At 71.3% G+C, this 25,595-nt stretch carries 26 protein-coding genes and 1 tRNA gene; 13 read left to right on the forward strand and 14 right to left on the reverse strand.

Translation table 11 applies throughout. The features are described from left to right. Positions 1 to 440 precede the first annotated feature (440 nt). Positions 441 to 1,007 (reverse strand): bacterial proteasome activator family protein, encoded by a 567-nt coding sequence (locus ACWED2_RS45655; RefSeq protein WP_449696775.1) that lies wholly within the window; start codon positions 1,005 to 1,007, stop codon positions 441 to 443. Positions 1,008 to 1,141: 134 nt separating this feature from the next. Here ACWED2_RS45655 and ACWED2_RS45660 point away from each other — a divergent pair, with 134 nt between their 5' ends. Then, positions 1,142 to 2,341, forward strand: coding sequence for a cysteine desulfurase-like protein (locus ACWED2_RS45660; protein WP_449696776.1), 1,200 nt, complete (start codon positions 1,142 to 1,144; stop codon positions 2,339 to 2,341). On the opposite strand, the gene ACWED2_RS45665 is transcribed toward ACWED2_RS45660, so the two are convergent. Continuing rightward, a complete protein-coding gene (locus ACWED2_RS45665) occupies positions 2,338 to 3,315 on the reverse strand; it encodes an NAD(P)H-quinone oxidoreductase (RefSeq protein WP_449696777.1) in 978 nt (325 codons plus the stop codon). The two genes, ACWED2_RS45660 and ACWED2_RS45665, sit on opposite strands and share 4 nt — an antisense overlap. An 81-nt stretch (positions 3,316 to 3,396) precedes the next feature. On the opposite strand from ACWED2_RS45665, the gene ACWED2_RS45670 reads away from it, so the two are divergent. Beyond that, complete coding sequence (locus ACWED2_RS45670) at positions 3,397 to 4,938, forward strand: M28 family metallopeptidase (RefSeq protein WP_449696778.1); 1,542 nt, start codon at positions 3,397 to 3,399, stop codon at positions 4,936 to 4,938. A 59-nt stretch (positions 4,939 to 4,997) separates the two neighbouring features. Here the strand turns inward: ACWED2_RS45670 and ypfJ are convergent, their stop codons facing one another. Continuing rightward, positions 4,998 to 5,924: a KPN_02809 family neutral zinc metallopeptidase gene (gene ypfJ / locus ACWED2_RS45675; RefSeq protein WP_449696779.1), complete on the reverse strand. Its 927-nt coding sequence runs from the start codon at positions 5,922 to 5,924 to the stop codon at positions 4,998 to 5,000. 525 nt (positions 5,925 to 6,449) lie between these two features. Between ypfJ and ACWED2_RS45680 the strand changes: the two genes are divergently transcribed. Next, positions 6,450 to 6,905, forward strand: a complete 456-nt coding sequence (locus ACWED2_RS45680) for a MarR family winged helix-turn-helix transcriptional regulator (RefSeq protein ID WP_449696780.1) — start codon at positions 6,450 to 6,452, stop codon at positions 6,903 to 6,905. Between the two features lie 33 nt (positions 6,906 to 6,938). On the opposite strand, the gene ACWED2_RS45685 is transcribed toward ACWED2_RS45680, so the two are convergent. Beyond that, a tRNA-Ser gene (locus ACWED2_RS45685) sits at positions 6,939 to 7,025 on the reverse strand. Positions 7,026 to 7,091: 66 nt separating this feature from the next. Between ACWED2_RS45685 and ACWED2_RS45690 the strand changes: the two genes are divergently transcribed. Continuing rightward, entirely contained in the window at positions 7,092 to 7,574 is a 483-nt protein-coding gene (locus ACWED2_RS45690; protein ID WP_449696781.1) for a hypothetical protein, read from the forward strand. Here ACWED2_RS45690 and ACWED2_RS45695 read toward each other — a convergent pair. Then, a complete protein-coding gene (locus tag ACWED2_RS45695) occupies positions 7,555 to 8,394 on the reverse strand; it encodes a patatin-like phospholipase family protein (protein ID WP_449696782.1) in 840 nt (279 codons plus the stop codon). The genes ACWED2_RS45690 and ACWED2_RS45695 overlap by 20 nt on opposite strands. A gap of 80 nt (positions 8,395 to 8,474) precedes the next feature. Between ACWED2_RS45695 and ACWED2_RS45700 the strand changes: the two genes are divergently transcribed. Beyond that, complete coding sequence (locus ACWED2_RS45700) at positions 8,475 to 8,909, forward strand: VOC family protein (protein ID WP_449696783.1); 435 nt, start codon at positions 8,475 to 8,477, stop codon at positions 8,907 to 8,909. 1 nt (position 8,910) lies between these two features. Here the strand turns inward: ACWED2_RS45700 and ACWED2_RS45705 are convergent, their stop codons facing one another. Then, the gene (locus tag ACWED2_RS45705) at positions 8,911 to 9,192 is read right to left on the reverse strand and encodes a DUF2277 domain-containing protein (protein WP_449696784.1); all 282 of its coding nucleotides are present in this window, start codon (positions 9,190 to 9,192) and stop codon (positions 8,911 to 8,913) included. A 101-nt stretch (positions 9,193 to 9,293) separates the two neighbouring features. On the opposite strand from ACWED2_RS45705, the gene ACWED2_RS45710 reads away from it, so the two are divergent. Next, complete coding sequence (locus ACWED2_RS45710; protein ID WP_449696785.1) at positions 9,294 to 10,235, forward strand: Ldh family oxidoreductase; 942 nt, start codon at positions 9,294 to 9,296, stop codon at positions 10,233 to 10,235. A 12-nt stretch (positions 10,236 to 10,247) separates the two neighbouring features. Here ACWED2_RS45710 and ACWED2_RS45715 read toward each other — a convergent pair whose 3' ends face one another. Together ACWED2_RS45715 and ACWED2_RS45720 are read right to left on the reverse strand one after the other, a co-directional pair. Further along, complete coding sequence (locus ACWED2_RS45715; RefSeq protein WP_354828929.1) at positions 10,248 to 10,472, reverse strand: RNA-binding S4 domain-containing protein; 225 nt, start codon at positions 10,470 to 10,472, stop codon at positions 10,248 to 10,250. Positions 10,473 to 10,490: 18 nt separating this feature from the next. Further along, the gene (locus tag ACWED2_RS45720) at positions 10,491 to 11,291 is read right to left on the reverse strand and encodes a trypsin-like serine peptidase (protein ID WP_449696786.1); all 801 of its coding nucleotides are present in this window, start codon (positions 11,289 to 11,291) and stop codon (positions 10,491 to 10,493) included. Between the two features lie 133 nt (positions 11,292 to 11,424). Here ACWED2_RS45720 and ACWED2_RS45725 point away from each other — a divergent pair, with 133 nt between their 5' ends. Continuing rightward, positions 11,425 to 12,234, forward strand: coding sequence for an SDR family NAD(P)-dependent oxidoreductase (locus tag ACWED2_RS45725; protein WP_449696787.1), 810 nt, complete (start codon positions 11,425 to 11,427; stop codon positions 12,232 to 12,234). A 120-nt stretch (positions 12,235 to 12,354) separates the two neighbouring features. Beyond that, positions 12,355 to 12,990 carry a hypothetical protein gene (locus tag ACWED2_RS45730; protein ID WP_449696788.1) on the forward strand — a complete coding sequence of 212 codons (636 nt, stop codon included), beginning with the start codon at positions 12,355 to 12,357 and terminating at the stop codon, positions 12,988 to 12,990. Between the two features lies 1 nt (position 12,991). On the opposite strand, the gene ACWED2_RS45735 is transcribed toward ACWED2_RS45730, so the two are convergent. Both ACWED2_RS45735 and ACWED2_RS45740 read right to left on the reverse strand, forming a co-directional pair. Continuing rightward, entirely contained in the window at positions 12,992 to 13,651 is a 660-nt protein-coding gene (locus ACWED2_RS45735; protein WP_449696789.1) for a response regulator, read from the reverse strand. Then, positions 13,648 to 15,231 carry an ATP-binding protein gene (locus ACWED2_RS45740; RefSeq protein ID WP_449696796.1) on the reverse strand — a complete coding sequence of 528 codons (1,584 nt, stop codon included), beginning with the start codon at positions 15,229 to 15,231 and terminating at the stop codon, positions 13,648 to 13,650. The genes ACWED2_RS45735 and ACWED2_RS45740 overlap by 4 nt, the downstream gene beginning before the upstream one ends. Positions 15,232 to 15,422: 191 nt before the next feature. On the opposite strand from ACWED2_RS45740, the gene ACWED2_RS45745 reads away from it, so the two are divergent. The 4 genes from ACWED2_RS45745 (at position 15,423) to ACWED2_RS45760 (ending at position 19,085) form a co-directional block, all read left to right on the forward strand. Beyond that, the gene (locus ACWED2_RS45745) at positions 15,423 to 16,229 is read left to right on the forward strand and encodes an ABC transporter ATP-binding protein (protein WP_449663039.1); all 807 of its coding nucleotides are present in this window, start codon (positions 15,423 to 15,425) and stop codon (positions 16,227 to 16,229) included. Further along, positions 16,219 to 17,109 (forward strand): ABC transporter permease, encoded by an 891-nt coding sequence (locus ACWED2_RS45750; RefSeq protein WP_449696790.1) that lies wholly within the window; start codon positions 16,219 to 16,221, stop codon positions 17,107 to 17,109. Before ACWED2_RS45745 ends, ACWED2_RS45750 begins: the two co-directional genes overlap by 11 nt. Position 17,110: 1 nt before the next feature. After that, positions 17,111 to 18,166: an ABC transporter substrate-binding protein gene (locus tag ACWED2_RS45755; RefSeq protein ID WP_449696791.1), complete on the forward strand. Its 1,056-nt coding sequence runs from the start codon at positions 17,111 to 17,113 to the stop codon at positions 18,164 to 18,166. A gap of 226 nt (positions 18,167 to 18,392) precedes the next feature. After that, the gene (locus tag ACWED2_RS45760) at positions 18,393 to 19,085 is read left to right on the forward strand and encodes a G1 family glutamic endopeptidase (RefSeq protein ID WP_449696792.1); all 693 of its coding nucleotides are present in this window, start codon (positions 18,393 to 18,395) and stop codon (positions 19,083 to 19,085) included. Positions 19,086 to 19,101: 16 nt separating this feature from the next. On the opposite strand, the gene ACWED2_RS45765 is transcribed toward ACWED2_RS45760, so the two are convergent. Then, positions 19,102 to 19,710 carry a hypothetical protein gene (locus tag ACWED2_RS45765; protein WP_449696797.1) on the reverse strand — a complete coding sequence of 203 codons (609 nt, stop codon included), beginning with the start codon at positions 19,708 to 19,710 and terminating at the stop codon, positions 19,102 to 19,104. Positions 19,711 to 19,801: 91 nt separating this feature from the next. Then, the gene (locus ACWED2_RS45770) at positions 19,802 to 22,711 is read right to left on the reverse strand and encodes an ATP-binding protein (protein ID WP_449696793.1); all 2,910 of its coding nucleotides are present in this window, start codon (positions 22,709 to 22,711) and stop codon (positions 19,802 to 19,804) included. 448 nt (positions 22,712 to 23,159) lie between these two features. Here ACWED2_RS45770 and ACWED2_RS45775 point away from each other — a divergent pair, with 448 nt between their 5' ends. Continuing rightward, entirely contained in the window at positions 23,160 to 24,263 is a 1,104-nt protein-coding gene (locus ACWED2_RS45775) for a S1 family peptidase (protein ID WP_449696794.1), read from the forward strand. A gap of 95 nt (positions 24,264 to 24,358) precedes the next feature. Here the strand turns inward: ACWED2_RS45775 and ACWED2_RS45780 are convergent, their stop codons facing one another. Beyond that, on the reverse strand, positions 24,359 to 24,763 hold the full coding sequence (locus ACWED2_RS45780) for an SsgA family sporulation/cell division regulator (protein ID WP_449663031.1): 405 nt from the start codon (positions 24,761 to 24,763) through the stop codon (positions 24,359 to 24,361). 155 nt (positions 24,764 to 24,918) lie between these two features. Further along, entirely contained in the window at positions 24,919 to 25,593 is a 675-nt protein-coding gene (locus tag ACWED2_RS45785) for an MFS transporter (RefSeq protein WP_449696795.1), read from the reverse strand. Between the last annotated feature and the right edge of the window lie 2 nt (positions 25,594 to 25,595).

Here is a 25,595-nt window from a genome sequence, read left to right on the forward strand (position 1 = left end):
GTCGTGTTTTCTCACCCGGCCCTGCTGTGCTGGGTCCTGGCGGGAAAGCGTGCCTTGACCCGGCACTGCCGGCCGTGTTGGGGCTTCGGATCGGGGTTGCGGGAGGTCTGGGTGGCAGCGTGCCGCTCACGCCGGTGAGTCACCTCGACCGCGACGGCTGGCCCATTGCTGTGCGGGGTCGCCCTCCGCAGGCGGTTACCCGGCAGGAGCGGCGAAGGCGGTGGCGGGACCGGGCCCGAAAACTCCCCCGCCCTCCCTGGGGGGCGTCCCCAAGTCCAGTCTATCGGCGCCCCCGGACAAGACCCGCCGAAACGGAGTTGTCCACAGAGGTTGTCCACAGGACCTCCGGTCTGTGGACAACCTCCCGTCGAACCCGTGGACAACCCAGCCGTCAGAGATGTGGAAAAGCGGCCGGAGATGTGGACCAGCCGGCCCGGTCGTCAGAGGTACTGGCCCGTTCCCGAGATCCCCGGCCCGTGCTCATGGCCCAGCCCGGCCGCCCCCGAAGGGCCCGCCGGCAGTCCTCGCCGCATCTGCTCGAGCTGGACGCGGGCCGCCATCTGCTGGGCGAACAGGGCCGTCTGGATTCCGCTGAACAGCCCCTCCAGCCAGCCCACCAGCTGGGCCTGGGCGATCCGCAGCTCCGCGTCCGACGGCGTCGAGTCGTCCGTGAACGGGCGCACCAGGCGCTCCAGCTCGTCCTGCAGCTCCGGCGCCAGCGCCTTCTCCAGCTCGCGGATCGACGTCTGGTGGATCTCACGCACGCGTGTGCGTGAGGCGTCGTCCAGCGGGGCCGCGCGGACCTCCTCCAGGAGCTGCTTGATCATCGTGCCGATGCGCATCACCTTCGCCGGCTCTTCGACGAGGTCGCCCACCGACTCGGGGTGGTCGCCGTCGGCGGGAGGGGCTCCCACCGGCGTGCCGTCCGGTCCGACTACCACCACGTGGGGTGAAGATTCCTGGCCCGGGTCACCCGCTGTGAAGTTCGGCTCGGTCATGTGCTCCATCCTGGCTTGCCTTCGACACGCTCCGCGACACCCACGGGGTGTCCGTCTCCGAGCGTAGCCGTAAACCGGGTTCCCGGTGGCTCTCCACCCAACCCCGGGCGCACGGCGAAACCGCACGTCCGTACGGTGTCCCCATGGCGTTCGACGTCGCTCGTATCCGTGGGCTCTTTCCCGCGCTGGGTGACGGCTGGATTCACTTCGACGGCGCCGCCGGAATGCTGGTCCCGGAACAGGTCGCATCGGCCGTTTCCACGGCGATGCGCGCCCCGGTGTCCGGGCCGGGCGGAGCGTTTCCGGCCTCACAACGCGCGGAAAGCATCGTGACCGCGGCCCGCCGGGCCGTGGCCGACCTGGTCGGGGCCGACCCGGCTGCCGTCGTGCTCGGGCCGAGCGCGCCCGTCATGCTGCGCCGGCTCGTCGACGCGCTCGCCGAGCGCTGGACCATCGGCGACGAACTCGTCGTGTCCCGGCTCGACGAGCAGGCGAACCTCGCGCCCTGGCAGCGGGCCGCCAAGCGTGTCGGCGCCGTCGTGCGCTGGGGCGAAATCGACATCGAGACCTGCGAGCTGCCCGCGTGGCAGTACGAGCAGCTCGTGTCGGCGCGCACCAAGGCCGTCGCCGTCACGCTCGCGTCCGGGTCCGTCGGCACCCGGCCGGACGTGCCGACCATCATCGAGTTCGCCAAGCGGGTCGGTGCGCTCGTCGTCGTCGACGCCACCTACGCCGCGCCCTTCCTGCCGCTCGACATCAACGCGCTCGGCGCCGACGTCATGGTCGTGTCCGCGCAGGCCTGGGGTGGGCCGTCGGTCGGTGCGCTGGTCTTCCGCGACCCCGAGCTGATCGAGCGGATCCCGTCGGTCTCGCTCGACCCGATGGCCCGCGGCGCGGCCCGCCTGGAGCTCGGCCCGCACGCGTACCCGCTGCTCGCCGGGCTGATCGCGTCGATCGACTACCTCTCGGGCCTCGACGACGCCGCCACCGGCTCGCGCCGCGAGCGCCTGGTCACCTCGCTCGGGTCGGCGAAGTCCTACCACGCCGGGCTGCTCGCGCAGCTGTCCACCGAACTGCTGTCGCTGCGGCACATCATGGTGATCGGCAACGCCATGCGCCGCATCCCCGCCCTCGCCTTCGCCGTCGCCGGCAAGAAGGCGCCCGAGGTCGCCGAATACCTGGCGACGCAGGGCCTGTGCGCCTTCGCCGACGACGGCACGAGCGGTGTCTTCGCGTCACTCGGCGTCGGAGAAGTGGGCGGCGCCGTGCGGATCGGGCTCGCCCACTACTCCAACGTCTTCGAGATCAACCAGCTCGTGCGCGTGCTGGAAGAGCTGCGTTAAGACTTCGCCGCGAGCAGCACCTTGCCGAACACGCTGCCCTCTTCGAGCACCCGGTGCGCGGTCGAGGCTTCGGCCATCGGCACGACCTGGCCGACGATCGGCTTGACCAGCCCCTCGGCGACCAGCGGCCAGAGGCGCTCGCGGACGTCGGCGACGATCGCCGCCTTCTGGTCGAGCGGGCGGAACCGCAGGCCCGCGGCGAACACCGACGCCCGCTTGCCGAGCAGCGCGCCGACGTTCAGCTCGCCCTTCACCCCGCCCTGCATGCCGATGATGACCAGCCGGCCGTCCTGCTTCAGCGCGTCGACGTTGCGGCCCAGGTAGGACGCGCCCATGTTGTCGAGGATGACGTCCGCGCCGCCGGTCCGCTCGCGCAGCACCTCGACGAAGTCGGCCGTCTTGTAGTTGATCGTGATGTCGGCGCCGAGCTGGCGGCAGCTTTCCAGCCGCTCCGGCGAGCCCGCGGTCACGGCGACGGTGGCGCCGAGTGCCTTGCCGACCTGGATGGCGTGCGTGCCGATGCCGCCGGCGCCGCCGTGGACCAGCAGCACCTCGCCTTCCGAGAGGTTGGCGTGCAGCACGACGTTCGCCCACACCGTGCAGGCCACCTCGGGCAGCGCGGCCGCGGTGAGCAGGTCGATCTCGCCCGGGACCGGCAGCAGCTGCCCGGCCGGGACGACCGCCTTCTCCGCGTAGCCGCCGCCGGAGAGCAGGGCGCAGACCTCGTCGCCGACGTTCCAGCCTTCGACACCTTCGCCCAGTTCCGCGATCGTGCCTGAGCACTCGAGGCCGAGGGTTTCGCTCGCTCCGGGCGGCGGCGGGTAGAAGCCCTGGCGCTGGAGCAGGTCCGCGCGGTTCACCGCGCTCGCCGCGACCTCCAGCAGCACTTCGCCGGGTCCGGGCCGCGGATCCGCGACCTCCGCCCACTCGAGAACGTCCGGGTCACCTGGTTCACGGATGGTGATCGCGTACATGTGTCGACTGTATACCGAGCGCAAAGTTCCCGCCGAAAGGCGCATTGACGGACCTCGCATATCGAACAAAAGTGAGCAACCATGTCACTCTTCAGAACGAAGTTCCTCCCGCCGGTGGCGATAGCCGCCGGTGCCACGCTGGTGCTCGGCCTGACCCCGGCCGCCGCCGCGGACACCCTCCCCGACGGTCCTGCCCTGGCGAAACAGCTCGTCAAGAAGATCGACGTCAACGGCGTCAACCGGCACCTGATCGCCCTCCAGCGCCTTGCCGACACCAACGGCGGCACCCGGGCGGCGAGCACGGAAGGCCACAAGAAGTCCGCCGAGTACATCGCCACCAAGCTCGAGGCGGCCGGCTACCAGGTGACCCGTCAAGAGTTCCCGTTCACCTACTCGCAGACCCTCGCCGAGAAGCTGACGGCGGGCGGCGCGAACGTCCCGATCATCGCCATGGAGTACACGAAGTCGACGCCGGTCGGCGGCATCACCGCGCCGCTCGCCGTGGTCGCGGTCGACGACACCAGCGGCTGCGAAGCCACCGACTACACCGCGGACGTCGCGGGCAAGATCGCGCTGATCAAGCGCGGCGGCTGCTCGTTCGCGCAGAAGCAGCAGACGGCCGCCGCCGCGGGGGCGATCGGCGCCGTCGTCTACAACAACACCGACGGCGCGCTCAACGGGACGCTCGGGGGCCCGGAGAACGCGGCGATCCCGACCGGGGGCGTGACGGCGGCCGCGGGGGCGCAGCTGGCCACGCTCGGCGGGCAGAACGTCACGCTGGAGCTGCGGGCCCTGCAGGAGGCGCGGACCAGCTACAACGTCATCGCCGAGACGAAGACCGGGCGCAAGGACAACGTCGTGATGCTCGGTTCGCACCTCGACAGCGTTCCCGAAGGCCCGGGCATCAACGACAACGGTTCCGGCTCGGCGGCCCTGCTCGAGACCGCGCTGCAGCTGGGGAGCAGCCCGAAGGTCAACAACGCCGTCCGCTTCGGCTTCTGGAGCGCGGAGGAGTTCGGCCTGATCGGCTCGACCTACTACGTCGACCAGCTGACCTTCGAGCAGCAGCTCGACATCGCGCTCTACCTGAACTTCGACATGATCGGCTCGCCGAACGCCGGCTACTTCGCCTACGACGGCGACAACTCCGACGGCGTCGGCGCGGGCGCCGGCCCGTACGGTTCGGCGCAGATCGAGAAGACCTTCGTCGACTTCATGCAGGCCGCGCGGGGTGTGTCCCTCGAGGGCACCGACTTCACCGGGCGTTCGGACTACGGCGAGTTCATCGCCGTCGGCATCCCGGCCGGCGGTCTCGACACCGGTGCCGAGGTGCTGAAGACCCCGGCGCAGGCGGCGAAGTGGGGCGGCACGGCCGGCATCGCGTTCGACCCGTGCTACCACCAGGCCTGCGACAACCTGGGCAACATCGACCGGGTCGCGCTGGACCGCAACGCCGACGGCGTCGCCTGGGCCCTCGGGGTCTACGCGACGAGCACCGAGAGCATCAACGGCGTCCAGCCGGGCAAGGCGAAGGTGGCCAAGCAGAAGGCCGCCGAGCGGAAGGCGCAGCGGAACTTCTCCGCCCGCGCCGTCGCGGGTGACCCGCACGCACTGACTGCCTGACGACAGACCGAAGGGGCCGTCCCGGTTGCCGGGGCGGCCCCTTCGTCGTGTGCCCGGGCCTAGCCCAGGTTGTTCGTGCCGAAGGTGTCGCAGCGGGCGGGTTCGCCGGTCTGGAAGCCGGTGGTGAACCACTTCTTGCGCTGCGCGGACGTGCCGTGGGTGAACTTCGAGCGGTCGACCTGGCCGCCGCCGAGGTTCTCCTGGATGTAGTCGTCGCCGATGCGGGACGCGGTGTCCAGCGCGGAGTTGATGTCGTCCTGGGTGACGTCGGTGATCAGCGGCTTGCCGCTCTCGGTCGGCGTCGTCGAGGCGTGGTTGGCCCAGACGCCGGCGTAGCAGTCGGCCTGCAGCTCCAGGCGCACCGAACCGGACGTCGGGCCGGTGCCGGTGCCCTTGCGCGAGGTGCCGAGCAGGTTCTGCACGTGGTGGCCGTACTCGTGGGCCAGTACGTACGCCTCGGTGAAGAGGCCGCCCTGCGCGCCGAAGCGGGTCTTCAGCTCGTCGAAGAAGGACAGATCGATGTAGACCTCGGAGTCGGCCGGGCAGTAGAACGGGCCGGTGTCGGAGGTCGCGCTGCCACAGCCGGTGCGCACGCCGCCGTTGAAGAAGTTCGTCGGCGCCTTCCGGTATGTCGAGCCGGAGCGCGCGAACTGCTGCGTCCAGTAGTCCTGGACGGAGTTGACGACCGCGACGATCGCGCAGTCGTGGTTCTTGTTGGCGTCCGCGCCGGTCCTGCACTCGCTGGCGAGCTTCGAGTTGTCGACCGCCTGGCCGGACCCGACGCCGCCGAGCCCGCCGCTCAGGCCGCTGCCGCCCGTGCTCACCCCGCCCAGCTGGGAGAGCACGAAGTAGATGATCACGCCGACGATCCCGAGTCCACCGCCGCCGAGCGCCACGCGGCCGCCGATCCCGCCGCCGCCTCCACCGCTTCCGCGCAGGTCCTGGACTTCGGAGGCGTCCAGACCGGCGTCGTCGTCGAATCTCACCTCGGAATCGTAACGAGCCTGGGTGCGGCCGTCGCGTTGACGGGCGCACCCAGGCTTGTACCGAGGTATGTCTTTGGTCGAGCGGTTGGCCGCTTCCGGGGCCGGCGTTCAGGCGCTGTCGTCACGGCTTCCGAGGCCGTGACCGGAGCCAGGCCCGACCGACGCCGTATGCGTGATGCGCATGGAAGCCCGCTCAGTAGCTGTTCGCAATCGCGGCCGACCCGGTAGGAGTCCGTTCCGGTCGCGGGGACGCAGCTGGCGGTCAACCGCGAGAATCACCCGTCACACAACCACCTGACCTCTCCGGCGGGGAGCCGGGCCGACGCGCCGCCGTCGCCGCGCCGCTTACCCTGGCCGACCTTCCGCCACAAGCAGAATGCGCCTTTCCCGGCCGAGTCTCAACCTTTTCGTAACCCCACCTTCGGGCGATGTTGCCACGGCATTTTCACCGTCGACCGGATCGGCTCCGGAGTGCGCGATTCCTTGATCAGCGTTCTACGCTGCCTTATGAGCGAGGAGCGTGTGGTGCGGTGGTTGAACGGTGCCGAGATGGCGGCGTGGCGCTCCTACGTCGTGGCGACCCTTCTTTTGCGGCAACGGCTGCACCGCGAACTGACCGACGCCCACGAGGTGTCATTGGTCGATTACGAGGTGCTCGTCTGCCTGCAGATGCAGCCCGACCACCGGATGCGGATGTCGGAGCTGGCGTTCATGATGGGCTCGACGAAGAGCCGGCTTTCGCACCAGGTGGCCAAGCTGGAGGAGGCGGGCCTGGTCCGGCGGGCCCGTGACCCGGAGGACAAACGCGGCGTCATCACCGAACTGATGGACGAAGGCCTGGCGCTGCTGGACAAGGCCGCGCCGACGCACGTCGAAGGCGTGCGCGAGCACCTCATCGACCTGTTGAGCCCCGAGGAGCAGGCGACGATCGCCGCGGCGTTCGAACGCGTGCAGGCGCACCTGCTGGAGGGCGAACACTGAGCCCGGGCGCTCGGAGCGCCCGGGCTCTCGGTGCGGTAGCGGTGGGATTCGAACCCACGGAGAGGTTGCCCCCTCGCATGTTTTCAAGACATGTTCCTTCGGCCGCTCGGACACGCTACCTCGCTCCACGAGGGTAGCCGACGCGCTCCGGGGCAACCTGGGCCCCGCCGGAGGCGTGCTCACGGCATGAAGACGCGGTGGGATCCGGACGGCCCCGGCTGGCAGCCGGCCGGCCCGGGCGCGCCGGTGACGGCGTTCTCCATGGCCTGCCTGGCGATCGCGCTGGTGTCCTTCGGCGGCCTGATCTTCCTCGGGGCCACCCTCCGGCACCGCGCCGGCTCGGTGGTGGCGCCGGCGACCGTCGAGCGGGTGCTCGGCCTCGACCGGGTCGTCGCGCGCGTCGACGAACCCGGCGGCGCTCGGTCCCGGGAGGTGCGGACCGACGTCAAGTACGACCGCAGGACGCACAAGAAGTCCGGTCCCGGCTACGTCCGGGGCACCCGCATCGAGGTGCGCTACTGGCCGGAGAAGACCGAACCGGCGACCGACACCGCCGGCGAAGCCCGGCTGCCGGGCGACTGGATCTTCGCCGTCGCGGGCGGCGGGCTGCTGCTGGGGATCGCCGGCCTGCTGGTGCCGGCCCGCCCGCTCAGGTCCAGGTCAGCGTGAGTGCCGCGCCCTGCGCGCGGCCCGCTTCGGCGGCCGGCGTGCGCGTGGCCGGGTCGAGCGGGTTCTCGCCGGCCGCGGCCTGCGAAGCCTCGTCCGGCGTGATCAGTGCGACCTCCGCGCCCGCCCTGCGCAGGTCGTCCAGCACCTCCAGCAGCGGCTTCTCCATCGGCAAGGGAGACTCCGCGCCCAGCGGTGCCACCACCGTCACCCGCGTGCACCCCGCCGCGTAGTCGGCGTTCTCGGCCGAGCGGACGCCGCCGTCGACGTACCGGCGGCCCCCGATGGTCACCGGTGGCCAGATGCCCGGGACCGCGCAGCTCGCCGCCACGGCGTCGACCAGCGGGACGCCGGACTCGCGGTCGAAGCGGCGGGCCTCGCCGGTCTCCGCGTCGACCCCCACGATCACCAGGCGCTGCGCCGGCCACTCGTGCACCGGCAGCCTCGCCTCGATCACCGCGCGACGGTCTGCCTCGGACACCGTTTCCGCCGCCAGCGCCAGCTTCCCGACCGCCCGCCGCACTTCGGCCGGGTCGGCCGCGCCGGTGACCGCGCCGCCGAAGTCGGCGGCGAACTTCTCGAAGTCGATCTCGGCCGGGATCTCCGGTGCCTGCCGCGCCGGGTCGGCCTGGCGCGCGAACAGCTCGTCCAGCGGAAGTCCGCTGGTCACCTGAGCCGCGACGGCCGCACCCGCCGACGTGCCGACGATCAGGTCCGCGCCCGTCAGGTCCTGGCCGTGCGAAGCCAGCCCCATCAGCAGTCCCGTCGTCCACGCGATCCCCGCGACTCCGCCGCCACCCAAAACCAACGCCTGTCCGCCCATGCGGCCAGCCTAGCGACGGGGTCCGACAATTCCGGGCCGCCGGGGTTACCCTCCAGGTCGGCGAGGCGAGAGGGGCGGCGATGACCGCGCGGATCGAAGGCTTCCACCACGTCAAGTTCCCCGTGCGCGACCTGGCGCGCAGCCGCGAGTGGTACGAGCGCGTGCTCGGGCTCGAGGTCACCCACGAATTCCCCGACGGCGACGGGGTCGTCCGCGGGGTGGCGGGCGGCATCGACGGCGTGCCGGTGGCGCTGCGCGTGCAGGAGCAGGCCGCCGCGGGGCTGGCCGGGTTCGACCCGGTCTGCTTCTCGATCGCCGACCGCGCGGCCGCCGAGGCGTGGATCGCGCGGCTGGACGAGCTCGGCGTCGAGCACCCGCCGCTGTTCGAAGCCACCACCGGCTGGATGGTCCGCTTCACCGACCCCGACGGCACCGAGATCCGGCTCTACAGCCTTTCCAAGGACGACGGCGTCGACCACACCGATGAGCGGGGCTACGCCCAGCGCGTGCGCTGACTCAGGCCTGGCGCAGGGCTTTCGCGGCGATCCGCGCCTGCACCTCCGGCCGGCGCAGCGGCGGCACGGTCGCCGGCGGCTGGCGGCGCTCGGGCAGCTGCGCCAGCAGCCGGGCGGTGATCTCGGTGATTTCGGCGACCGCCGCCTCGAACGGCTCGCGCGTGGCGTCCGACAGCGACTGGACGCCGGTGACCTTCCGGACGTACTGGCGGGCCGCGGCCTCGATCTCCTCGCCCGTCGCGGCCGGCTGAAGCCCTCGCAGGGTGGTGATGTTTCGGCACATGCCGCCCAGAGTACGGCGTTTCGCGGGTCCCGATCACACGGTCGGGTAGGCCCGGCCCGGCTTCGTTGACGCCCGAACCGGTGCTGGGCAAGGTCGGGGAAGTGCCCCTCAGACCGCGCCCGTTCCGCTCCGCCCGCCCCGAACCCGGCATCCTCGAAGAAGAACTCCCGGAAACCCCCATCCCGGAACAGGCCTGGCCCCGCGTGCGGGCCGACGAACTGGTCACGCTCGTGGCGCACGTCTTCGCCGCACACGGTCTCCCCGAAGCCCGCGCCCGCATCGCCGCCGAAGCGCTTTGCCACGGCGATCTCACCGGGTCACCGGAGACCGGGGTCGCCGAGCTGACCCGCGTGCACCTGCCCCTGCTGAAGAACGGGCTCGTCGTGCCGCACGCCGAGCCGCTGATGATCGCCGACCGCGGGGCCGCCGCGCTGATCGACTACCGCCGCGCGCCCGGGCTCTGGGCCGTCGGCGACGCGATGGACCGGGCGGTGACCCGGGCCGGCCGCTTCGGCGTCGGGCTCGTCTCGCTGCGCGGCATCGGGCCGTTCGGCCGGGCCGGCCACCACGCCGCGCGGGCCCTGCCGCACGCCATGATCGGGCTGGTGCTGGCCGCCGGCGGAGAGCCCGGCCAGCCGATGAACCCGCTGGGCATGGCGGCGCCGGGCGGCGCGTACCCCGAGTTCGTGTTCGACATGGACCGCCCCGGCTCGGAAGCGGCCGGGCTGACGCTGCTGGTCGAGGTCCTCGCCGGGGTGCTCTCCGGCGTCGCCGACCACGAGCACGACACCGGCCTGTTGGTACTCGCGATCGCACCGACGACCCTGCGCAGCGCCGACGGGTTCTACCGCGCGGCGAGCGCGCTGTTCGGCAGCATGCTGGCCTGGGAGGGCGGCGCGCCGATCCGCTACCCCGGCTGGCGCGAGGCCCAGCACCTCGAGCAGTGCCGGGCGCTCGGCGTGCCGCTGGCCGGGCCGGTGCGCCGCGAACTGGACGCCCTCGCCGGGTCGCTCGGCCTGCCGCCGCTGACCAGCGTGGGCTGATCTGCACCAGCGTCAGTGGACCAGGACGACCTTGCCGCGGTCGGGGCCCACGGCCACGACGTCGCCGTCGGTCAGCTGGCGGCCGCGGCGGGTCTCGACCTCGCCGTTGACCGTGACCTCTTCCGCGTCGATCAGGTCCTTGGCGTGGGAGCCGTCCTCGGCCAGGCCGGCCAGCTTGAGGAACTGGCCGAGCCGGATCGGCTCTCCGGTGATGGGTACGTCGACGGGCTCGCTCATGCCCCGCATCATGCCGCCTCAGGTGCGGGCGGTCGTCTGCCGGTAGAGCGCCAGGACGTCGGTGTCGAAGTAGCTCGAGTACGACGTGTCGGCGTCGTCGCCGCCGAACTCGAAGCCGCCGATGACGCCGATGACCGTGCCGAGCCGGGTTTCCGGGTTCTCGCCGGTGACCCACGGCCCGCCGCTCGTGCCGGTGGGGAAGCCCGCGCAGTCGACCCGCAGCTGGAAGGTGTCCTGCTTGCGGGTGGTGTTCTGGCAGACCGCGGGGACCTCGGAGTCGTCCGGGTAGCCGGTGAGCGTGATGGGCTGCTCGAACGAGGTGCCGGTGGCCAGCAGGTTCGCGCCGACCAGGCTCTCCAGGGACTTCGTGGCGCCCGCTTGGTGCGCGGTGGCGAAGCCGACGTCGAGGTCCGGGTCCGACCTGGCCTGCCAGCCCGGCGCGACGAGCTCGTCGGACACCGTCCAGTAGCCGAAGGGGGCGACCCCGTCGTGGTAGCCGGGTGCGAAGGAGAGCCCGGTCAGGTACCCGCCGCCCTCGCCGTCGTGGATGCAGTGGGCCGCGGTCAGCAGCACGTCACCCCGCTCGCTGTGCACGACGCTGGCCGTGCAGTAGTGCGCGCCGTCGGAGAACAGCGCACCGACCGCGGGGCTGGACACCGCGGGCAGGTCGGCCGGCGAGGCCGCCTCGACGGTGGCGGTGCCCGGAGTGGTCGCGCCCGCGAGTTGCGCCGGCCGGGCCGCGACGACCACGACGACGGTGATGCCGAGCAGCACGATCGCGGCGATCGTGAGCAGGACGAACGGCCGCCGCACGGTCATCGCCTCCTCGTCCCGGTGCTGTCGACGGGATCCACCATAGGACGACGCAGCGGCACAATCAGCACACCCACAGCAAGCTCACAGCCGCTAGCATCGGCTACTCGGGAGTAACACCGGATGGTCGGGAGGGCCGATGAAGCAGTTCGCGGACAAGGTCGTGGTGATCACCGGAGCGGGCTCGGGCATCGGCCGCGCGCTCGCCTGCGAGTTCGCCCGGCGCGGGGCCCGGGTCGCGCTGTCCGACGTCGTCACCGCGAACGCCGAGGAGACGGCGAAGCTGGCCGGCGACAACGCCCGCGCGTACACCTTGGACGTCGCCGACCGCAGTGCCGTGCTGGCCCACGCCGAAGAGGTCGCCGACGAGTTCGGCGTGGTCAACGTCGTGGTGAACAACGCGGGCGTGGCGCTCGGCGCGACCGTCGAAGAAATGACGTTCGAGGACTACGACTGGCTGATGGGCATCAACCTGGGCGGCGTGGTGAACGGCACCAAGGCCTTCCTGCCGCACCTGATCGCCTCCGGCGACGGGCACGTCGTCAACATTTCCAGCGTCTTCGGCTTCGTCGGCGTGCCGACGCAGAGCGCCTACAACGCGGCGAAGTTCGCGGTCCGCGGGTTCACCGAAGCGCTGCGCGAGGAAATGCTGATCGCCCGGCATCCGGTCGCGGTGAGCTGCGTGCACCCGGGCGGGATCAAGACCAACATCGTGCGCAACTCCCGCAGTGCCGCCGAAGACCAGGAAAAGGCCGCGCAGGGTTTCGATCGGATCGCCCGCACGACACCGGAGAAAGCGGCGCAGACGATCCTGCGCGGGATCGAGCGGAAGTCGGCGCGGATCCTCATCGGACCGGACGCCTACGTGATCGACGCGATTCCGCGCGTGCTCGGCTCGGCCTACCAGCGGCCCTTGGCGGCGCTCGCGCGGCTCGGGCTCAAGTCGTGACGACAAAGCCGAATCGCTTTCACTCCGCATAGTCACTCAATGGAGTTACGTTTCGGACAGCACCGTCCGAAATGGTCCAGAATGCGTGGGGTCCGCCAGCCCCGTCCCGGAGGTCCCCCGATGCTTCGCACCGCACCGCGCAGTGCGACCCGTTCGTCCAGCGACCGCACCGCGGTGGAGCTGCTGGACCGCACCGGCATCGTCGCGGCGAGCCTGCCCCGGCGCCGCCGCACCGACGACGAGGTGGCCCGGGTGGCGGCGCCGATCTACACCCGGCCGCCGGTGTGCGACCAGGACCTGCGCCCGAAGTCGGTGGTGATCCGGCGGCGCGCCCGCACCTGGCTCGGCGGCGGCGCCGCGGTGCTGCTCGTCGCGGCCGGCTGGCTGGGCGGCGGCCTCTTCACCGGCGGCCTGTTCGCCCCGGCGCCGGAACGCGACGTCGCCCAGCTCGACGCGCGCCCGGCGGTGGCCGCGGCACCCGCGCCGGAGCGCCCGGCCCCGCAACCCCCGCAGGCGCCGGTCGTCGTCACGCCCGCGCCGCAGACCGTGTACGTGCCGGTGCCCGCGAAGCCGGCGCCGAAGCAGGTGCAGGCACAGGCGCAGGCCAAGCCCCAGCCGAAGAAGCCGGTTCCGGCCGAGGAAGCCGAGGCGCGGGTCGACCTGCCGCCGTCGGCCACGCCGTCGCCGTCCTCCAACCCGATCCAGGCCTGGGTCGAGGTCGCCGAGAGCATGGCGCAACGCTACGGCGGCCGCTGACTCAGGCTCCTGACCAGCGGTATTCGTGCTCGGGGCGGCCGGTGGCGCCATAGCGCAGGCGCATCTGGACCGTCCCCGACTCCGCCAGCGCGGTGAGGTACCGCTGCGCCGTGGCCCGAGCCATCCCCAGCTCGCCCGCGACCTCGGCGGCCGAGAGCGGGCGCCCGGCCCGCCGCAGCTGTTCCGAGACGAGCCGGGACGTCGCCGTCGACTGCCCCTTCGGCGCGGTCGTGCGATCCTGGTCGTGCAGCACGCGGTACGCGCGGTCGACGTCGTCCTGGGCCATCGGCCGGTCTTCGGCGAGCAGGCCGCGGAAGCGCGCGTACGACGTCAGCCGTTCGGCGAGCTGGCGGGTGGTGAACGGCTTGATCAGGTAGTTCAGCGCGCCGGCCCGGATCGCCGCGGCCACCGAGGCGCTGTCGGTCGCCGCGGACAGCACGATCGTGTCCGTCTGCAGCTCCGGGAGCACCGCGAGGCCGGACTCGTCGGGCAGGTAGACGTCGAGCAGGATCAGGTCCGGCGCGAGTTCGCGAACACGCGCCCGCGCCTCGGCGGCGGTGTGCGCGGTGCCGACCACCGCGAACCCCTCGACCTCCTCGACGAACCCGGCGTGCACGCCGGCGACCCGGAAGTCGTCGTCGACGATCAGCGTGCGGATCATCCGTCCTCCGTCAGCATTCCGGGCAGCTTGGCGACGAACAGGGCACCCGTCTCGCCTTCGCCGGGGTCGGCCAGCCAGACGTCGCCGCCGCGGGCGCGGGCGGCCTGCCGGGCGAGCGCCAGGCCCAGTCCGTGGCCGGGCGCGATCTTCGTCGAAACGCCTTCGTCGAACAACGTCCGCCGCAGGTCCGCCGGGACGCCCGGCCCACTGTCCACAACGGACACGTGCAGGGTGGTGCCCTCGGCGAGCAGGCTGATCTCCACGGTCGCCGGCCGCCGCGGGCCCATCCGGGCGGCGTGCAGGGCGTTGTCGACGAGGTTGCCGATCACCGTGTTCGCGGCGATCGGGTCGGTCACCGTCGTGGGCACCCAGGTGTCTTCGGCGAGCTTGAGCGTGAGGCCTTTTTCCTGCGCCTGCTCGGTTTTCGCGACGAGCAGCGCCTGCAGGTACGGGTCGGCGACGGTGTCGCCCAGCTCGCTCGGCCGCGCCGACGACGAGTCGGTCAGCGTCTGCAGGTACTCGACGGCCTCGGTGTGGTGGCCGAGCTGCAGCAGCCCGTAGAGCGTGTGCAGCCGGTTCGCGAACTCGTGCCGCTGGGCGCGGAGGCCGTCGGAGAGGGCGCGGATGCCGTCGAGCTCGCGGGTGAGCGTGTCGAGGTCGGTGCGGTCGCGGAAGGTGAGCACGGTGCCGATCGGCCGGTCGTCCAGGCGGACGGCCCGGGAGTTGATCACCAGCACGCGGTTCCCGGCCACCGCGAGCAGGTTGTCGACCGGACGGCCCTCGCCGACGGCCTTGTGCAGCCGCGGGGACAGTTCGAGCTCGGACATCGCCGCGCCGATCGGGAGTTCGGTGCCGAGCAGGCGTTCGGCTTCGTCGTTGCGCACGGAGACGCGGTTGTTCTCGTCGACCGCGAGGACGCCTTCGCCGATCCCGTGCAGGACAGCTTCACGTTCATAGAGCAGCTCGGTCAGCTCGTGCGGTTCGAGGCCGTGCGTGACGCGCCGCAGCCGCCGGTTCAGCAGGGCCGACGCGCCCGCGCCGAGCAGCAGGGCACCGCCGGCGAACAGCAGCGTGATCGTCAGCAGCCGGTTGAAGTCGCCGGTGGGGTCGGCTGTTTCGAAGCCGACGCTCACTTCGCCGACCACCCGCCGGTGGTCCGGTGTCCAGATCGGCGTCTTGCTGCGCACGGACAGCCCCAGCGTGCCGCTTTGCACCGCGCTGACCTCGTCTTCCCCGCCGAGCGCGCGGTCCGGCGGCGTGCTGACGGGCTTGCCGATTTCGCTCGGCGTGGGGTGGGCGAGCCGGATGCCCTTGTCGTCGGTGATCACCACGAAAAGGGCGTTGTTGGCCGCGTTGACCGCCAGCGCCCGCTCCTCGAGCGCGCCGCCGGGGATCTTGGCGCCGGCGTTCGCGACGACCACCGGGTCCGCGGCCACCGACTTCGCGATCGCGAGGGCCCGCTGCCCGTACTGCTCGGTGAGGGTTTGCGACAGGAGCACGCTGACCAGCGCGACGCCGATCCCGACGACGAGGAGGACCACGCCGATCTGCAGCAGCAGGACCTGCCTGCTGAACCGCATCCGCGGGAAGAGCGCCCACTTTGGCATGGCCGGGACCATACCCCCAGGTCAAGCCCGTGCGCTAAATGAGCAAAACATTCAGAACGTGCAGCTCGCGCGAAGAACGTCGACAAGCTTCACCTGGGCGCCACACGTACTTAACGTCCCTTCCCAACGTGAGCCCCACCACGTGACGAAGGAGTCACCCCGCCATGGTTCCCCCACTGATCGAACTCACCGGAGCCACCAAACGGTTCCCGAGCGGGTCCGGTTCCGTGCACACGGCCGTCCGCGATCTGACCATGACCGTCCAGCCCGGCGAGTTCGTCGCCGTCGTCGGCCCGACCGGCTGCGGCAAGTCGACGACGCTCTCGCTGGTCTCCGGCCTGCAGCCGCCGTCGGCCGGCCGGGTGCGGGTGAACGGCGAGGACGTGAAGTCGATCCCGGACGGGGTCGGCTACATGTTCCAGACCGACGCCGTGATGCCGTGGCGCTCGGTGCTGGAGAACGTCGCCTCCGGCCCGCGGTTCCGCGGGGTGCCGAAGGCCGAAGCCCGCGCGCAGGCCGTCGACTGGATCGCCCGGGTCGGGCTCGCCGGGTTCGAGAAGTACTACCCGCACCAGCTCTCCGGCGGTATGCGCAAGCGCGTCGCGCTGGCCCAGACGCTCGTCACCAAGCCGAAGATCCTGCTGATGGACGAGCCGTTCTCCGCGCTCGACGTGCAGACGCGGGCGCTGATGCAGGACGAGCTGCTGCGGCTGTGGTCCGGTTCGGGGGCCGCGGTGATCTTCGTGACCCACGACCTCGACGAGGCCATCGCGCTGGCGGACAAGGTCGTCGTGCTGACGACCGGGCCGGCCACCGTGAAGGACGTCTTCGAGATCCCCCTCGACCGGCCGCGGAAGGTGGAGGAGCTGCGGCTGACCGAGGACTTCCGCAAGCTTTACGCCGACATCTGGGAATCACTGCGCAGCGAGGTCGACAAGGCCCGTGAGAAGGGAGCGAGCAATGTCGCTTGAGACCCCCGCGGCGCCGTCCGCCGCTCCGCTGCCGGTCCTGGAGACCGAGCAGGACATCCTGGCCCGCGCGAAGCAGGCCACCGCGCGCCGCAAGCGCAACATCTGGCTGCTGCGGCTGGCGATCGTGGTCGTCTGGCTGGGCAGCTGGGAGCTGACCGCCACGTACTGGATCGACCCGTTCTTCTACTCGAAGCCGTCGAAGATCTGGGAACGGCTGGTCGAGTGGTTCAGCACCGGCACCGACTTCGGTTCGATCTGGTACCAGATCCTGGTGACCGTCGAGGAGGCCGCGATCGGCTTCGTCATCGGCGCGATCGCCGGTGTCGTGTTCGGCGTGATCCTCGGCCGCAGCGCGTACCTCGCGCAGGTGCTGGCGCCGTTCATCAAGGCCGCCAACGCCCTGCCGCGCATCGTGCTCGCCGCGTTGTTCGTCATCTGGTTCGGGCTCGGGCTGTCGTCGAAGGTCGCGACCGTCGTCGTGCTCGTCTTCTTCGCGGTGTTCTTCAACGCCTTCACCGGCGCCCGCGAGGTGGACCGCAACCTGATCGACAACGCCCGCATCCTCGGCGCCACCCGCGGCCAGGTGCTCAAGTCGATCGTGCTGCCCAGCGCGACGTCGTGGATCCTGTCGTCGCTGCACGTGGCGTTCGGCTTCGCGCTGATCGGCGCGGTGGTCGGCGAGTACACCGGCGCGAAGGCCGGCATGGGCTTCCTGATCGCCAACGCGCAGGGCACGTTCGACACGGCCGGTGTGTACGCCGGCATGCTGATCATCACCGTCGTCGCGCTGCTGGCCGAGTGGGGGATCAGCACGCTGGAAGGCAGGCTGCTGCGGTGGCGGCCGCCGTCCGCCTCCGAAGCCGCGGTCAAGGCGGTCTGACATGCGTCTCAAAAGGACAGTCGGGGTGGTGGTCGCGGTCGCGGTCGCCGCGGCCGGGCTCACCGCCTGCCGCGACTCGCGGGAGATCGCGCTCGGCACCACCGGCCAGCCGCACATCAAGATCATGGTCGGCGGCCTGTCGAAGGTGATCTACCTGCCCGGGCAGCTGGCCCAGCAGATCGGGGCCTACCAGAAGCAGGGCTTGGACGTCGAGCTCTTCGACCAGCCGTCCGGCGCGAACGCCGAGACGTCGCTGCTGGCCGGTGAGGTGCAGGCGGTGGTCGGGTTCTACGACCACACGATCGACCTGCAGGCCAAGGAGCAGTGCATCGAGAGCGTGGTGCAGTTCGCGAACGTGCCGGGCGAGGCCGAGATGGTCGCGACGAAGAAGGCGGGCGAGGTCAAGTCGGGCGCGGACTTCAAGGGCCGCAACCTCGGCGTCACGTCGCTGGGTTCGTCGACGGACTTCCTGACCAAGGCGCTGGCCCTGCGGGGCGGCGTCACGTCGAAGGAGTACACGCCGGTGAAGGTCGGCGCCGGGCAGACGTTCATCTCGGCGATGAACCAGGGCTCGATCGACGCCGGGATGACGACCGACCCGACGATCGCGCAGCTGACGAACACGGGCCAGGCCAAGGTGCTTTACGACATGCGCACGGTCGAGGGCACGAAAGCCGCTTTGGGCGGTTTGTACCCGGCGAGCTCGTTGTACATGGGCTGCGAAATCGTGAAACGGTATCCGGACATCGTGCAGAAACTGGCCAATGCGTACGTCGAGACCCTGAAGTGGATTTCGTCGCACACGCCGGAACAGGTCGCCGCGATGATGCCGCCCTCGTTCGCGGGCGGGGACAAGGCGCTGTACGTGAAGTCGCTGCGGGACAGCCTGCCGATGTTCACCAAGGACGGCCGGATGGACCCGGCCGGGGCGCAGAACGTGCTCAAGGTGCTCGGCGAGTCGTCCAGCAACGTCAAGCCGAAGAAGGACAAGATCGACCTGTCGAAGACGTACACGACCCAGTTCGTGGACGCCGCGCACGCGCAGGCCCAGCAGTAGCCGGAGCCCCGCTCACCTGACCGGGCGGTAGGTGAGCGACATGGACCCGTGAAGGCCTCTAATCCCCCGCGGAGGCCTTCACGGGTCTTTTGTGGTCAATTCCGGCAAATGGTGAGTATTTCCCGGAATGTGAAGACCCTTCGAAAGTAGCTACCTTCTTTTCGGTGCGGATCCAACACTTGGGGACACGGTTTTCCCGGTCCCCATCGGTGAACGGAGTCCCCGCATGTCCAAAACCCTTCGCGTCCTCACGGTGGTCGCCGCCGCGGCGGCTTCGCTGGCCGTCTCGGGCACCGCCCACGCCGCCGTCTTCGGTGAGCACTTCCACGGCCACCAGTTCTCGGGCGGCAACTGGGGTGGGTACGTCAGCTTCGGCAGCTTCACCACGGCCACCGCGAGCTGGACGGAACCGTCCGTGACCTGCACGTCGACCGACGACCTCTTCGCGCCGTGGGTCGGCATCGACGGCGACGGATCGTCCACTGTGGAGCAGACCGGCGTGGCCACGGACTGCTCCAGCGGCCGCCCGGTCTACCAGGCCTGGTACGAGATGTACCCGGCCGCACCGGTGTACTACTCGAACTCGGTCAGCGCCGGCGACCACATCACCGCCACGGTGACCCGGACGGCGACGAACACCTACCGCCTCGACATCAGCGACACGACCAAGGGCTGGTCGAAGACGATCACCAAGTCGCTGACCTCGAAGCACGCCTCCGCGGAGGCGATCATCGAGTCCCCGACGGACTCGTACCCGTCGATCTCCGGCGGCATCAAGTTCACCGGCGTCAAGTTCAACGGGACAAACCTGGCCTCGACGAGCCCGTCCGGCCTGGACGCCGACGACAAGGGCAGCTACACCTGGAGCCCCGGCGCGATCGGCTCGGACGGCCAGAGCTTCACGATGACCCGCCACTGAGCCGATTCAAGCCGGGCTATTTCAGGTTGTTGATCGCCCAGGCGACGACCATCACCGCGAGCACCAGCGACACGACGGCCTGCAGCATCATCGTCATCTTCGCCCAGATCCGCAGGGGCATGACGTCGGTGGGGCTGAAGGCCGCCGCGTTGGTGAACGAGAAGTACAGGTAGTCCAGATAGGACGGTTCCCAGTCCTGGTTCGCCAGGCCCGGGTCGGCCATCTGCGGGAACTGCAGGTCGGGGTACTCGGCCCGGCCCGCGGCCCGCCGGCCCGGGCCGCCGCGGTCGAACTCCCAGTACCAGAGGGAGAAGGCGACGATGTTCGTCCAGTAGACGATGGCGCCGGTGACCAGCACGGCGCCGGCGTGGTCGCCGATCGTCCCGGCGGCGATGTTGTAGACGAGGGTCACCGCGGACCCGGCGTTCACCGCGGTCACGGCGCCGACGAGCAACAGCGAGATGACCCGCTCGACCGCGCTGAACTGCGACATCCGCCCCGGGTTGACCAGCAGCAGGGCCACGACGAGCAGCGCGGAGACGGCCGGCAGCAGCCACCGCGGGTGCAGCGCCATGTCATCGGGCAGGGACACCTGCAGCACGAGGGTGGCGACGACGACGCCCATCGCGGGCCACCGGGTCTCGCCGGAAGTCCGCCGCCGCCACGCGGGAAGTGCCTCTTCAGTCACCGGCCCACGTTAGGACGAGCCCGCCCGGCTAGCCAGCCGGTGCGGTCGTCACTTCGCGGGGGAGCTTGCGGGCGACGTCCGTCCGCGAGCGGGCTCCCAGCTTCCGCAGCACCTTGGCCACGTGCTGTTCCACCGTCCGCGGGGAGAGGAACAGCCCGTCCGCGATCTCCCGGTTCGTCCGGCCCTCGGCGAGCATCCGGGCCACTTCGCGCTCCCGCGGCGAGAGCTCGCTCCCGTACCCGCGCCGTCCGCGTTGCGAGGGTGCCCACGCGCCGTGCTCGCGCAGCTGGTGACGGCAGCGTCCGGCGTCGCGGGTGGCCCCGAGCTGCTCGTACGCCTCGGCCGCCGCCGTCAGCTCGTCGACGGCCGAGCGGTTTCCCGCCGCGAGGCGGCACATCGACGCGCGCTCCCGCATGGCCGTCGCCGGGTAGGGCATCGGGAGGGCCGCGTAGCCGGACGCGGCTTCGTCGAACAACGCCGCCGCGGCCAGGTGCTTGCCGCGTGCTTCGAGCAGCACCGCGCGGCCCGCCACCAGCGCGGCTGCGGCGACCGGCGCGTCACGGCCCTCGATGCCGCGCGCGAACGCTTCGACCACGTTGTCGGCATCCGGCCAGCGCTCGGCCCTCGCGTACGCCTGCGCGGCCGCCGGGACCAGCGCCGCCGCCCAGATCCAGACGCCCTTGCGCCCGGCCGCGGCCACCGCGGTGTCGGCCACCGCGCACGCGCCGTCGACGTCTTCGGTCGCCAGCAGCACCGAGATCAGCACCCCGGCGGCCGAGAGCACCACCGGGATCGGGCCGCGGTCCGGCGCGTGCACGCTCGCCGCGGTCAGGTGCCGTTGCGCGGCGGCGAACTCCCCGCGCACGGCCGCGAGCCCGCCGAGCACCAGCGACGACTCCATGACGATCGGGCCGAGCTCCGGGTAGCTGTCCCGCAGCTGCTCGGCGGATTCGGCCAGGCCCGTCCACCGCCCGCGCACCCAGTCGAGCCGGACCCGGGTGCCCTGGATCAGGCCGATCGCGTACAGCGCGCCGGCGTCGGTCGCGCGCCGGACGCCCTCGGTCACCAGCCGCTCGGCGCGGTCGAGGTGGCCCGCCCACGATTGGCCGTCGGCCAGGTTGCACCACAGGCGGGCCAGCTGGACGCGCTCGGCGACCGTGCCGACGGTGTCCGAGAGCGCTTCGAACTCCGCCCACGCCGAGCCGTCGCCGACGTGCGACGCGGCCGCGATGCGGTCGGCGGTCAGCGCGAGCCGCAGCTCGGGGTCGTCGAGCCGCTCGTACACCTCGCCCGCGCGAGCGCGCCAGGCTTCGTGCCACGACAACGGCGTCAGCCCGTCGATCGGCTGGGCGAGCAGGGTGATCCCGCGGGCGGCGAGGTCCGGCCGGTCGGTCAGCTCGCCGACCGCCCGCTCGACCTCCAGCCGCCCTCGGCCGAGCCCGCCGATGGTCCGGACCAGCAGCATGCCGAGGCTCAGCCGGATCGACCCGCGGACCGACGGCGGCAGCGTCACCTCTTCGAGGACGCGCTGCAGCGTGCCGAGCACCTCGGGGCGGAACCCCCGCAGCGCGACCTGGCTCAGCTTGCCCGCCACCCGCCCGATGTCGGCCTGCGACGGGCCGGGTTCGGCGAGCACCGACTGCAGGAGGTCGATCGCGCGGGACGTCTCGCCGCGCGTGATCGCCTCGTCGGCGGCCGCTTCCGCGTAGTGCCGCCACTGGTCGACGCGGCCGGCGGCGCGGGAGTGCCGGGCCAGCAGCGTGAGCGGCGGCGACGGCTGCGCGGCGAGCACGCGGATGGCCTGCGCGTGCAGCAACGCGCGCTCTGGTCCGCGCACCGTGTCGTAGACCGCCTTGCGCGCCAGCGGGTGCCGGAAGCCGTACTTGCCGTCGCCGGCTTCGCCGAGCACGTGGGCGGAGAGGGCGCCGAGCAGCGCGGTGCGGAGGGTGTCGCCGGTGAGCCCGGCCAGTTCGCCGAGCACGGCGGCTTCGGCAGCGACGCCGAGCACCGCGGCCGCGCCGGCCAACCGCACCGACGGCTCCGGCAGCACGGCCAGCCGTTCGGTGACCGCCTCCCGCAGCAGCACCGGGACTTCGAGGTTTTCGAGCAGGCGGTCGGAGAGGACTTCGCCGACCGGGAGCCGTTCGGCCGCTTCCTTCAGCGCCCGCAGCGTTTCCTCGGCCACGAACGGGATCCCGGCCGTGCATTCGTGCAGCTTCGCCGCGAAGTCGTCGGTCACCCGGGGCAGTTCGAGGATGTCGACGGCCAGCTCGCGCACGGCCGCGACGTCGAGCGCGCCGAGCGCGACGCGGGCGGAGTGCACCGCCGGGTCGGTCCGGAACGGGGCGCCGAGCGGGCCGGGGCGGACGTCGGTCGTGGACCGGTAGGTGGCGACCACCGCCAGCTCGGGCGGCATCGAGCCGGCGAGGAACCGCATCAGGTCACGGGTGTCCTCGTCGGCCCACTGGAGGTCGTCGATGAGCACGAGCGTGGGGCCGCAGGCGTTGAGCAGTTCCCGCACCGCGCGGAAGACGCGGTGGCGTTCGGCGACCGGGTCGGCGAGGGGTTCGGGCCGCTCGGGAAGCGCTTCCGCGAGCTCCGGCAGCAGCGGCCGCAGCACGCCGGCGACCGGGCTGAGCGGGCCGAGCGGGGCGTCGCCGACCGCGCGAAGCGCTTCCAGCACGGGCCCGTAGGGAAACGGCTGCCGCAGCGGCTGGCAGGCGCCGGTGAGCACGCGGCCGCCGTCGAACTCCTTGCGCCGGCCGATCTCCGCGAGCAGCCGGGTCCGGCCCATGCCCGGCTCGCCTTCGATGAGGACGGCGGCCGGGCGGCGCCGGAGCACGGCGACGATGGCGTCGAGCTCGGTGTCGCGGCCGGTCAGCCGGGCGGGTCCCGACCGGATGGACACCGAGGTGGGGCGGGGGGTGGTCAGCCACATATGACCTCCTCGACGCACACCGAAGAACTGGTGCGCGGAGCCTAAGCAGCACACATCCGTCCGTAAACCTTTCACCGAATACGTGGTGGGAGCTGTCGTCACACGTCCGCCTACCCGCTGTCACCGGTTTGCTGTGGGAACCGGGGGCATCGGGTCACCGAGCGTGCGAATCGCGGGCCGATCGCACGTTCGAACGTCACTTCACGCGTTCGAGTGGCTAGGGCAACTACTGAAAGTAGTTCACGGAAACCCTACTTACGGACCTGTCCGACCGGGTGACACCGGGGGCTTGGGCCCGGCCGGAGCAGGGGATTCGTCCTCGGTGAATGCGTATACCCATTCGCCGGGCGCCCGGATTGCACCGTAACGCCCACTGCGGGGACGCTCACCCGGGGGAGTACCACTGCGTGGCCGGTGCGGAGCCGCGCGTAACCATCTAGGGAGAAGCATGAAGATCGCGAGACTTCTCGGTGCCGCTGCGACCGCGGTCATGGCGACGGGCGCGCTGGCCGCGACCGCCGTCCCCGCGTCGGGCCAGGACCTGCTGAACCCGGACATCGTGCCCGCCATGCAGCGGGACCTCGGCCTGACCCACGACCAGGCGCTCGCGCGGCTGAAGAGCGAGGACGTCGCGAACCGGGTCACCGAATCGCTGACCGCGGCGCTCGGCGACGCGTTCGGCGGCGCCACCTACAACGCCGTCACGGGCAAGGCGCACGTCACCACGACGAACGCCGCGCTGGCCGGCAAGATCCGCGAAGCCGGCGCGGAGGCGGAGGTCGTGAGGTTCAGCGCCCGCCACCTCAACTCCACTGTGGACACCCTGAACGCCGCCGGCCAGTCGGCGCCGGCCGCGGTCACCGGCTGGGGTGTCGACGACGCCACCAACCACGTCACCCTGGACGTGCTGCAGGGCCAGCGCGCCGCCGCGGAGGCGTTCCTCGCCAAGTCCGGTGTGGACTCCGCCGCGGTGACGATCCGCGAGACCGCGTCGAAGCCGACCACCTATGCCAACGTCCGCGGTGGCGACGCCTACTACATCGGCGGGTCGTCGCGCTGCTCGGTCGGGTTCTCGACGACCACCGGCTTCGTCACCGCCGGCCACTGCGCCGCGCTCACCGGCGCCGGCCGGCTGACCGGCTCCAACGGGGCCGCGCTGGGTTCGTGGGGCGCCTACCGGTTCCCGGGCGCAGACTACGCGCGGGTGAACACGAGCAGCGGCTGGACCCCGGTCGCCTCGATGAACAACGGGACCGCGGTGCGCGGCCAGTCGAACGCCGCGACCGGCACGTCGGTCTGCAAGGCCGGCTCGACCACCGGCTGGACCTGCGGCACCATCGGCGCCAAGAACCAGACCGTCCGCTACTCCGAGGGCACGGTCACCGGGATGACCGCGAGCAACGTCCGCTCGGCGGCGGGTGACTCGGGCGGCGGCTTCATCGCCGGCAACAACGCGCAGGGCATCCTGTCCGGCGGCAACACGTCCGTGACGTACTTCTACCCGATCGGCGCGGCGCTTTCGGGCACCGGTGCCACGCTGAAGACCAGCTGAGCATCGCGAGAGACAGCGAAAGGGCGGGTTTCGGGCGCCTCCAGCGCGCCCGAAACCCGCCCTTCGTCCTCGCCGCGGGAATGGGAGGTTCCGGGTCAGACGTTGCTGATCTCCTCGATCAGCCCGTCGACGTCGAAGTGCGCGCTCTCTTCGCCGAGCGGCACCAGTTCGATGGAGGCGTCCAGGAAGGTCCGGACGTCTTCGACCTCGAGCTCGAACGACGCATAGCCGTCCGGTGACTCGATTTCCAGGGTGAGAAAGTCTTCGTCGTCGGAGAGGTCCGGGCGGATCCGGACGTCACCGAGCCCGGCTGGCTCGTCGAGCCCGGCCACCAGGAGGTCACGCGCGAAGGTCCACTCGATCCACCGGCCGCGCTCGGTCCGGAAGGCCACGGTCACCGCGAAGGGTTCGTGGGAGTGGTAGGACAGGCGCGACAGGACGGGCGTGGTGCTCTCGTTCAGCAGCACGAACTGGCTCTGGTGTACGGCGTCGGTGTGCACGGCCCCTCCTGGAGTCTCGCGGTCGGTTCGCGCGGCGCGAACTGTTCGGCAAGGAGATGACCAGGGGGAACGGTCATGACGGAGAAAGTCTCACGTTCACTTGATCGGTTGCATCCGTCCATTGTGGTGTAACACCGGGCACATACCCCTTGCGCTCAGGCGGGCACGGGTGGTGACGGCTCGCGGAGGGCGATGGGCAGTTTCTTACGCAACACGAGCAGTGCGGGGACCGCCGAAGCGCAGGTCAGGGCGAGAACCGACCAGGTCAGCGCGTTGCTCGCACTGAGCAGGGCGGCCAGCAGGCCCGGCGCGAGTGCGATGGGCAGGCCCCAGGAGAGCTGGAAGATCGAGCTGGCCCGCCCTTCGGCCCCCGGCGGAGCGGCCGCGGCGGCCGCCGCGGTGGCGGTCGGGCCGAAGAGGGCCTCGGCGATCGAGAAGCCGAGACTGGTGAGCAGGATCAGCAGCGCGAAGCAGATCGCGAAGAGAACGGCGGCCCCGATGAGCCCGGCGGTCCGGCTCCGCCCGGCGAGCACCGCGACGATCGGCCGCTGCGCGGTGACGACGACCACGGTGCCGAGCGTGATGGCGGTCCCGGCGATCCACTGTGGACCATGCAGCAGGTCGCGCACGACGAGCGGCAGCACGGAGAACTTGCTCGCGCTGGCGAGCGTGAACGCCATGTGGGTGACGCAGAACCCGGTGAAGGCCCGATCCCCGAGCACCCGCCGCCAGCTCCCCCGCGGAGCCGCGGCGGTGCGGTCTGCCGCGGCTGGTCGTGAGTGGTAATTCGGGTTAGAACCCCAGATTAAAAACACAAAACAGGGGAGCACGC

The sequence above is a fragment of the Amycolatopsis sp. NPDC005003 genome, assembly GCF_053600695.1.

Coding starts and splice junctions, on each gene's coding strand:
- ACWED2_RS45775 (WP_449696794.1), top strand. CDS start 23,160: ATGAAGATCGCGAGACTTCTCGGTGCCGCTGCGACCGCGGTCATGGCG.
- ACWED2_RS45750 (WP_449696790.1), top strand. CDS start 16,219: ATGTCGCTTGAGACCCCCGCGGCGCCGTCCGCCGCTCCGCTGCCGGTC.
- ACWED2_RS45740 (WP_449696796.1), bottom strand. CDS start 15,231: ATGCGGTTCAGCAGGCAGGTCCTGCTGCTGCAGATCGGCGTGGTCCTC.
- ACWED2_RS45670 (WP_449696778.1), top strand. CDS start 3,397: ATGTCACTCTTCAGAACGAAGTTCCTCCCGCCGGTGGCGATAGCCGCC.
- ACWED2_RS45735 (WP_449696789.1), bottom strand. CDS start 13,651: ATGATCCGCACGCTGATCGTCGACGACGACTTCCGGGTCGCCGGCGTG.
- ACWED2_RS45745 (WP_449663039.1), top strand. CDS start 15,423: ATGGTTCCCCCACTGATCGAACTCACCGGAGCCACCAAACGGTTCCCG.
- ACWED2_RS45730 (WP_449696788.1), top strand. CDS start 12,355: ATGCTTCGCACCGCACCGCGCAGTGCGACCCGTTCGTCCAGCGACCGC.
- ACWED2_RS45665 (WP_449696777.1), bottom strand. CDS start 3,315: ATGTACGCGATCACCATCCGTGAACCAGGTGACCCGGACGTTCTCGAG.
- ACWED2_RS45695 (WP_449696782.1), bottom strand. CDS start 8,394: ATGGGCGGACAGGCGTTGGTTTTGGGTGGCGGCGGAGTCGCGGGGATC.
- ACWED2_RS45755 (WP_449696791.1), top strand. CDS start 17,111: ATGCGTCTCAAAAGGACAGTCGGGGTGGTGGTCGCGGTCGCGGTCGCC.
- ACWED2_RS45765 (WP_449696797.1), bottom strand. CDS start 19,710: ATGGGCGTCGTCGTCGCCACCCTCGTGCTGCAGGTGTCCCTGCCCGAT.
- ACWED2_RS45760 (WP_449696792.1), top strand. CDS start 18,393: ATGTCCAAAACCCTTCGCGTCCTCACGGTGGTCGCCGCCGCGGCGGCT.
- ACWED2_RS45660 (WP_449696776.1), top strand. CDS start 1,142: ATGGCGTTCGACGTCGCTCGTATCCGTGGGCTCTTTCCCGCGCTGGGT.
- ACWED2_RS45725 (WP_449696787.1), top strand. CDS start 11,425: ATGAAGCAGTTCGCGGACAAGGTCGTGGTGATCACCGGAGCGGGCTCG.
- ACWED2_RS45770 (WP_449696793.1), bottom strand. CDS start 22,711: ATGTGGCTGACCACCCCCCGCCCCACCTCGGTGTCCATCCGGTCGGGA.
- ACWED2_RS45655 (WP_449696775.1), bottom strand. CDS start 1,007: ATGGAGCACATGACCGAGCCGAACTTCACAGCGGGTGACCCGGGCCAG.
- ACWED2_RS45705 (WP_449696784.1), bottom strand. CDS start 9,192: ATGTGCCGAAACATCACCACCCTGCGAGGGCTTCAGCCGGCCGCGACG.
- ACWED2_RS45720 (WP_449696786.1), bottom strand. CDS start 11,291: ATGACCGTGCGGCGGCCGTTCGTCCTGCTCACGATCGCCGCGATCGTG.
- ACWED2_RS45700 (WP_449696783.1), top strand. CDS start 8,475: ATGACCGCGCGGATCGAAGGCTTCCACCACGTCAAGTTCCCCGTGCGC.
- ACWED2_RS45715 (WP_354828929.1), bottom strand. CDS start 10,472: ATGAGCGAGCCCGTCGACGTACCCATCACCGGAGAGCCGATCCGGCTC.
- ACWED2_RS45690 (WP_449696781.1), top strand. CDS start 7,092: ATGAAGACGCGGTGGGATCCGGACGGCCCCGGCTGGCAGCCGGCCGGC.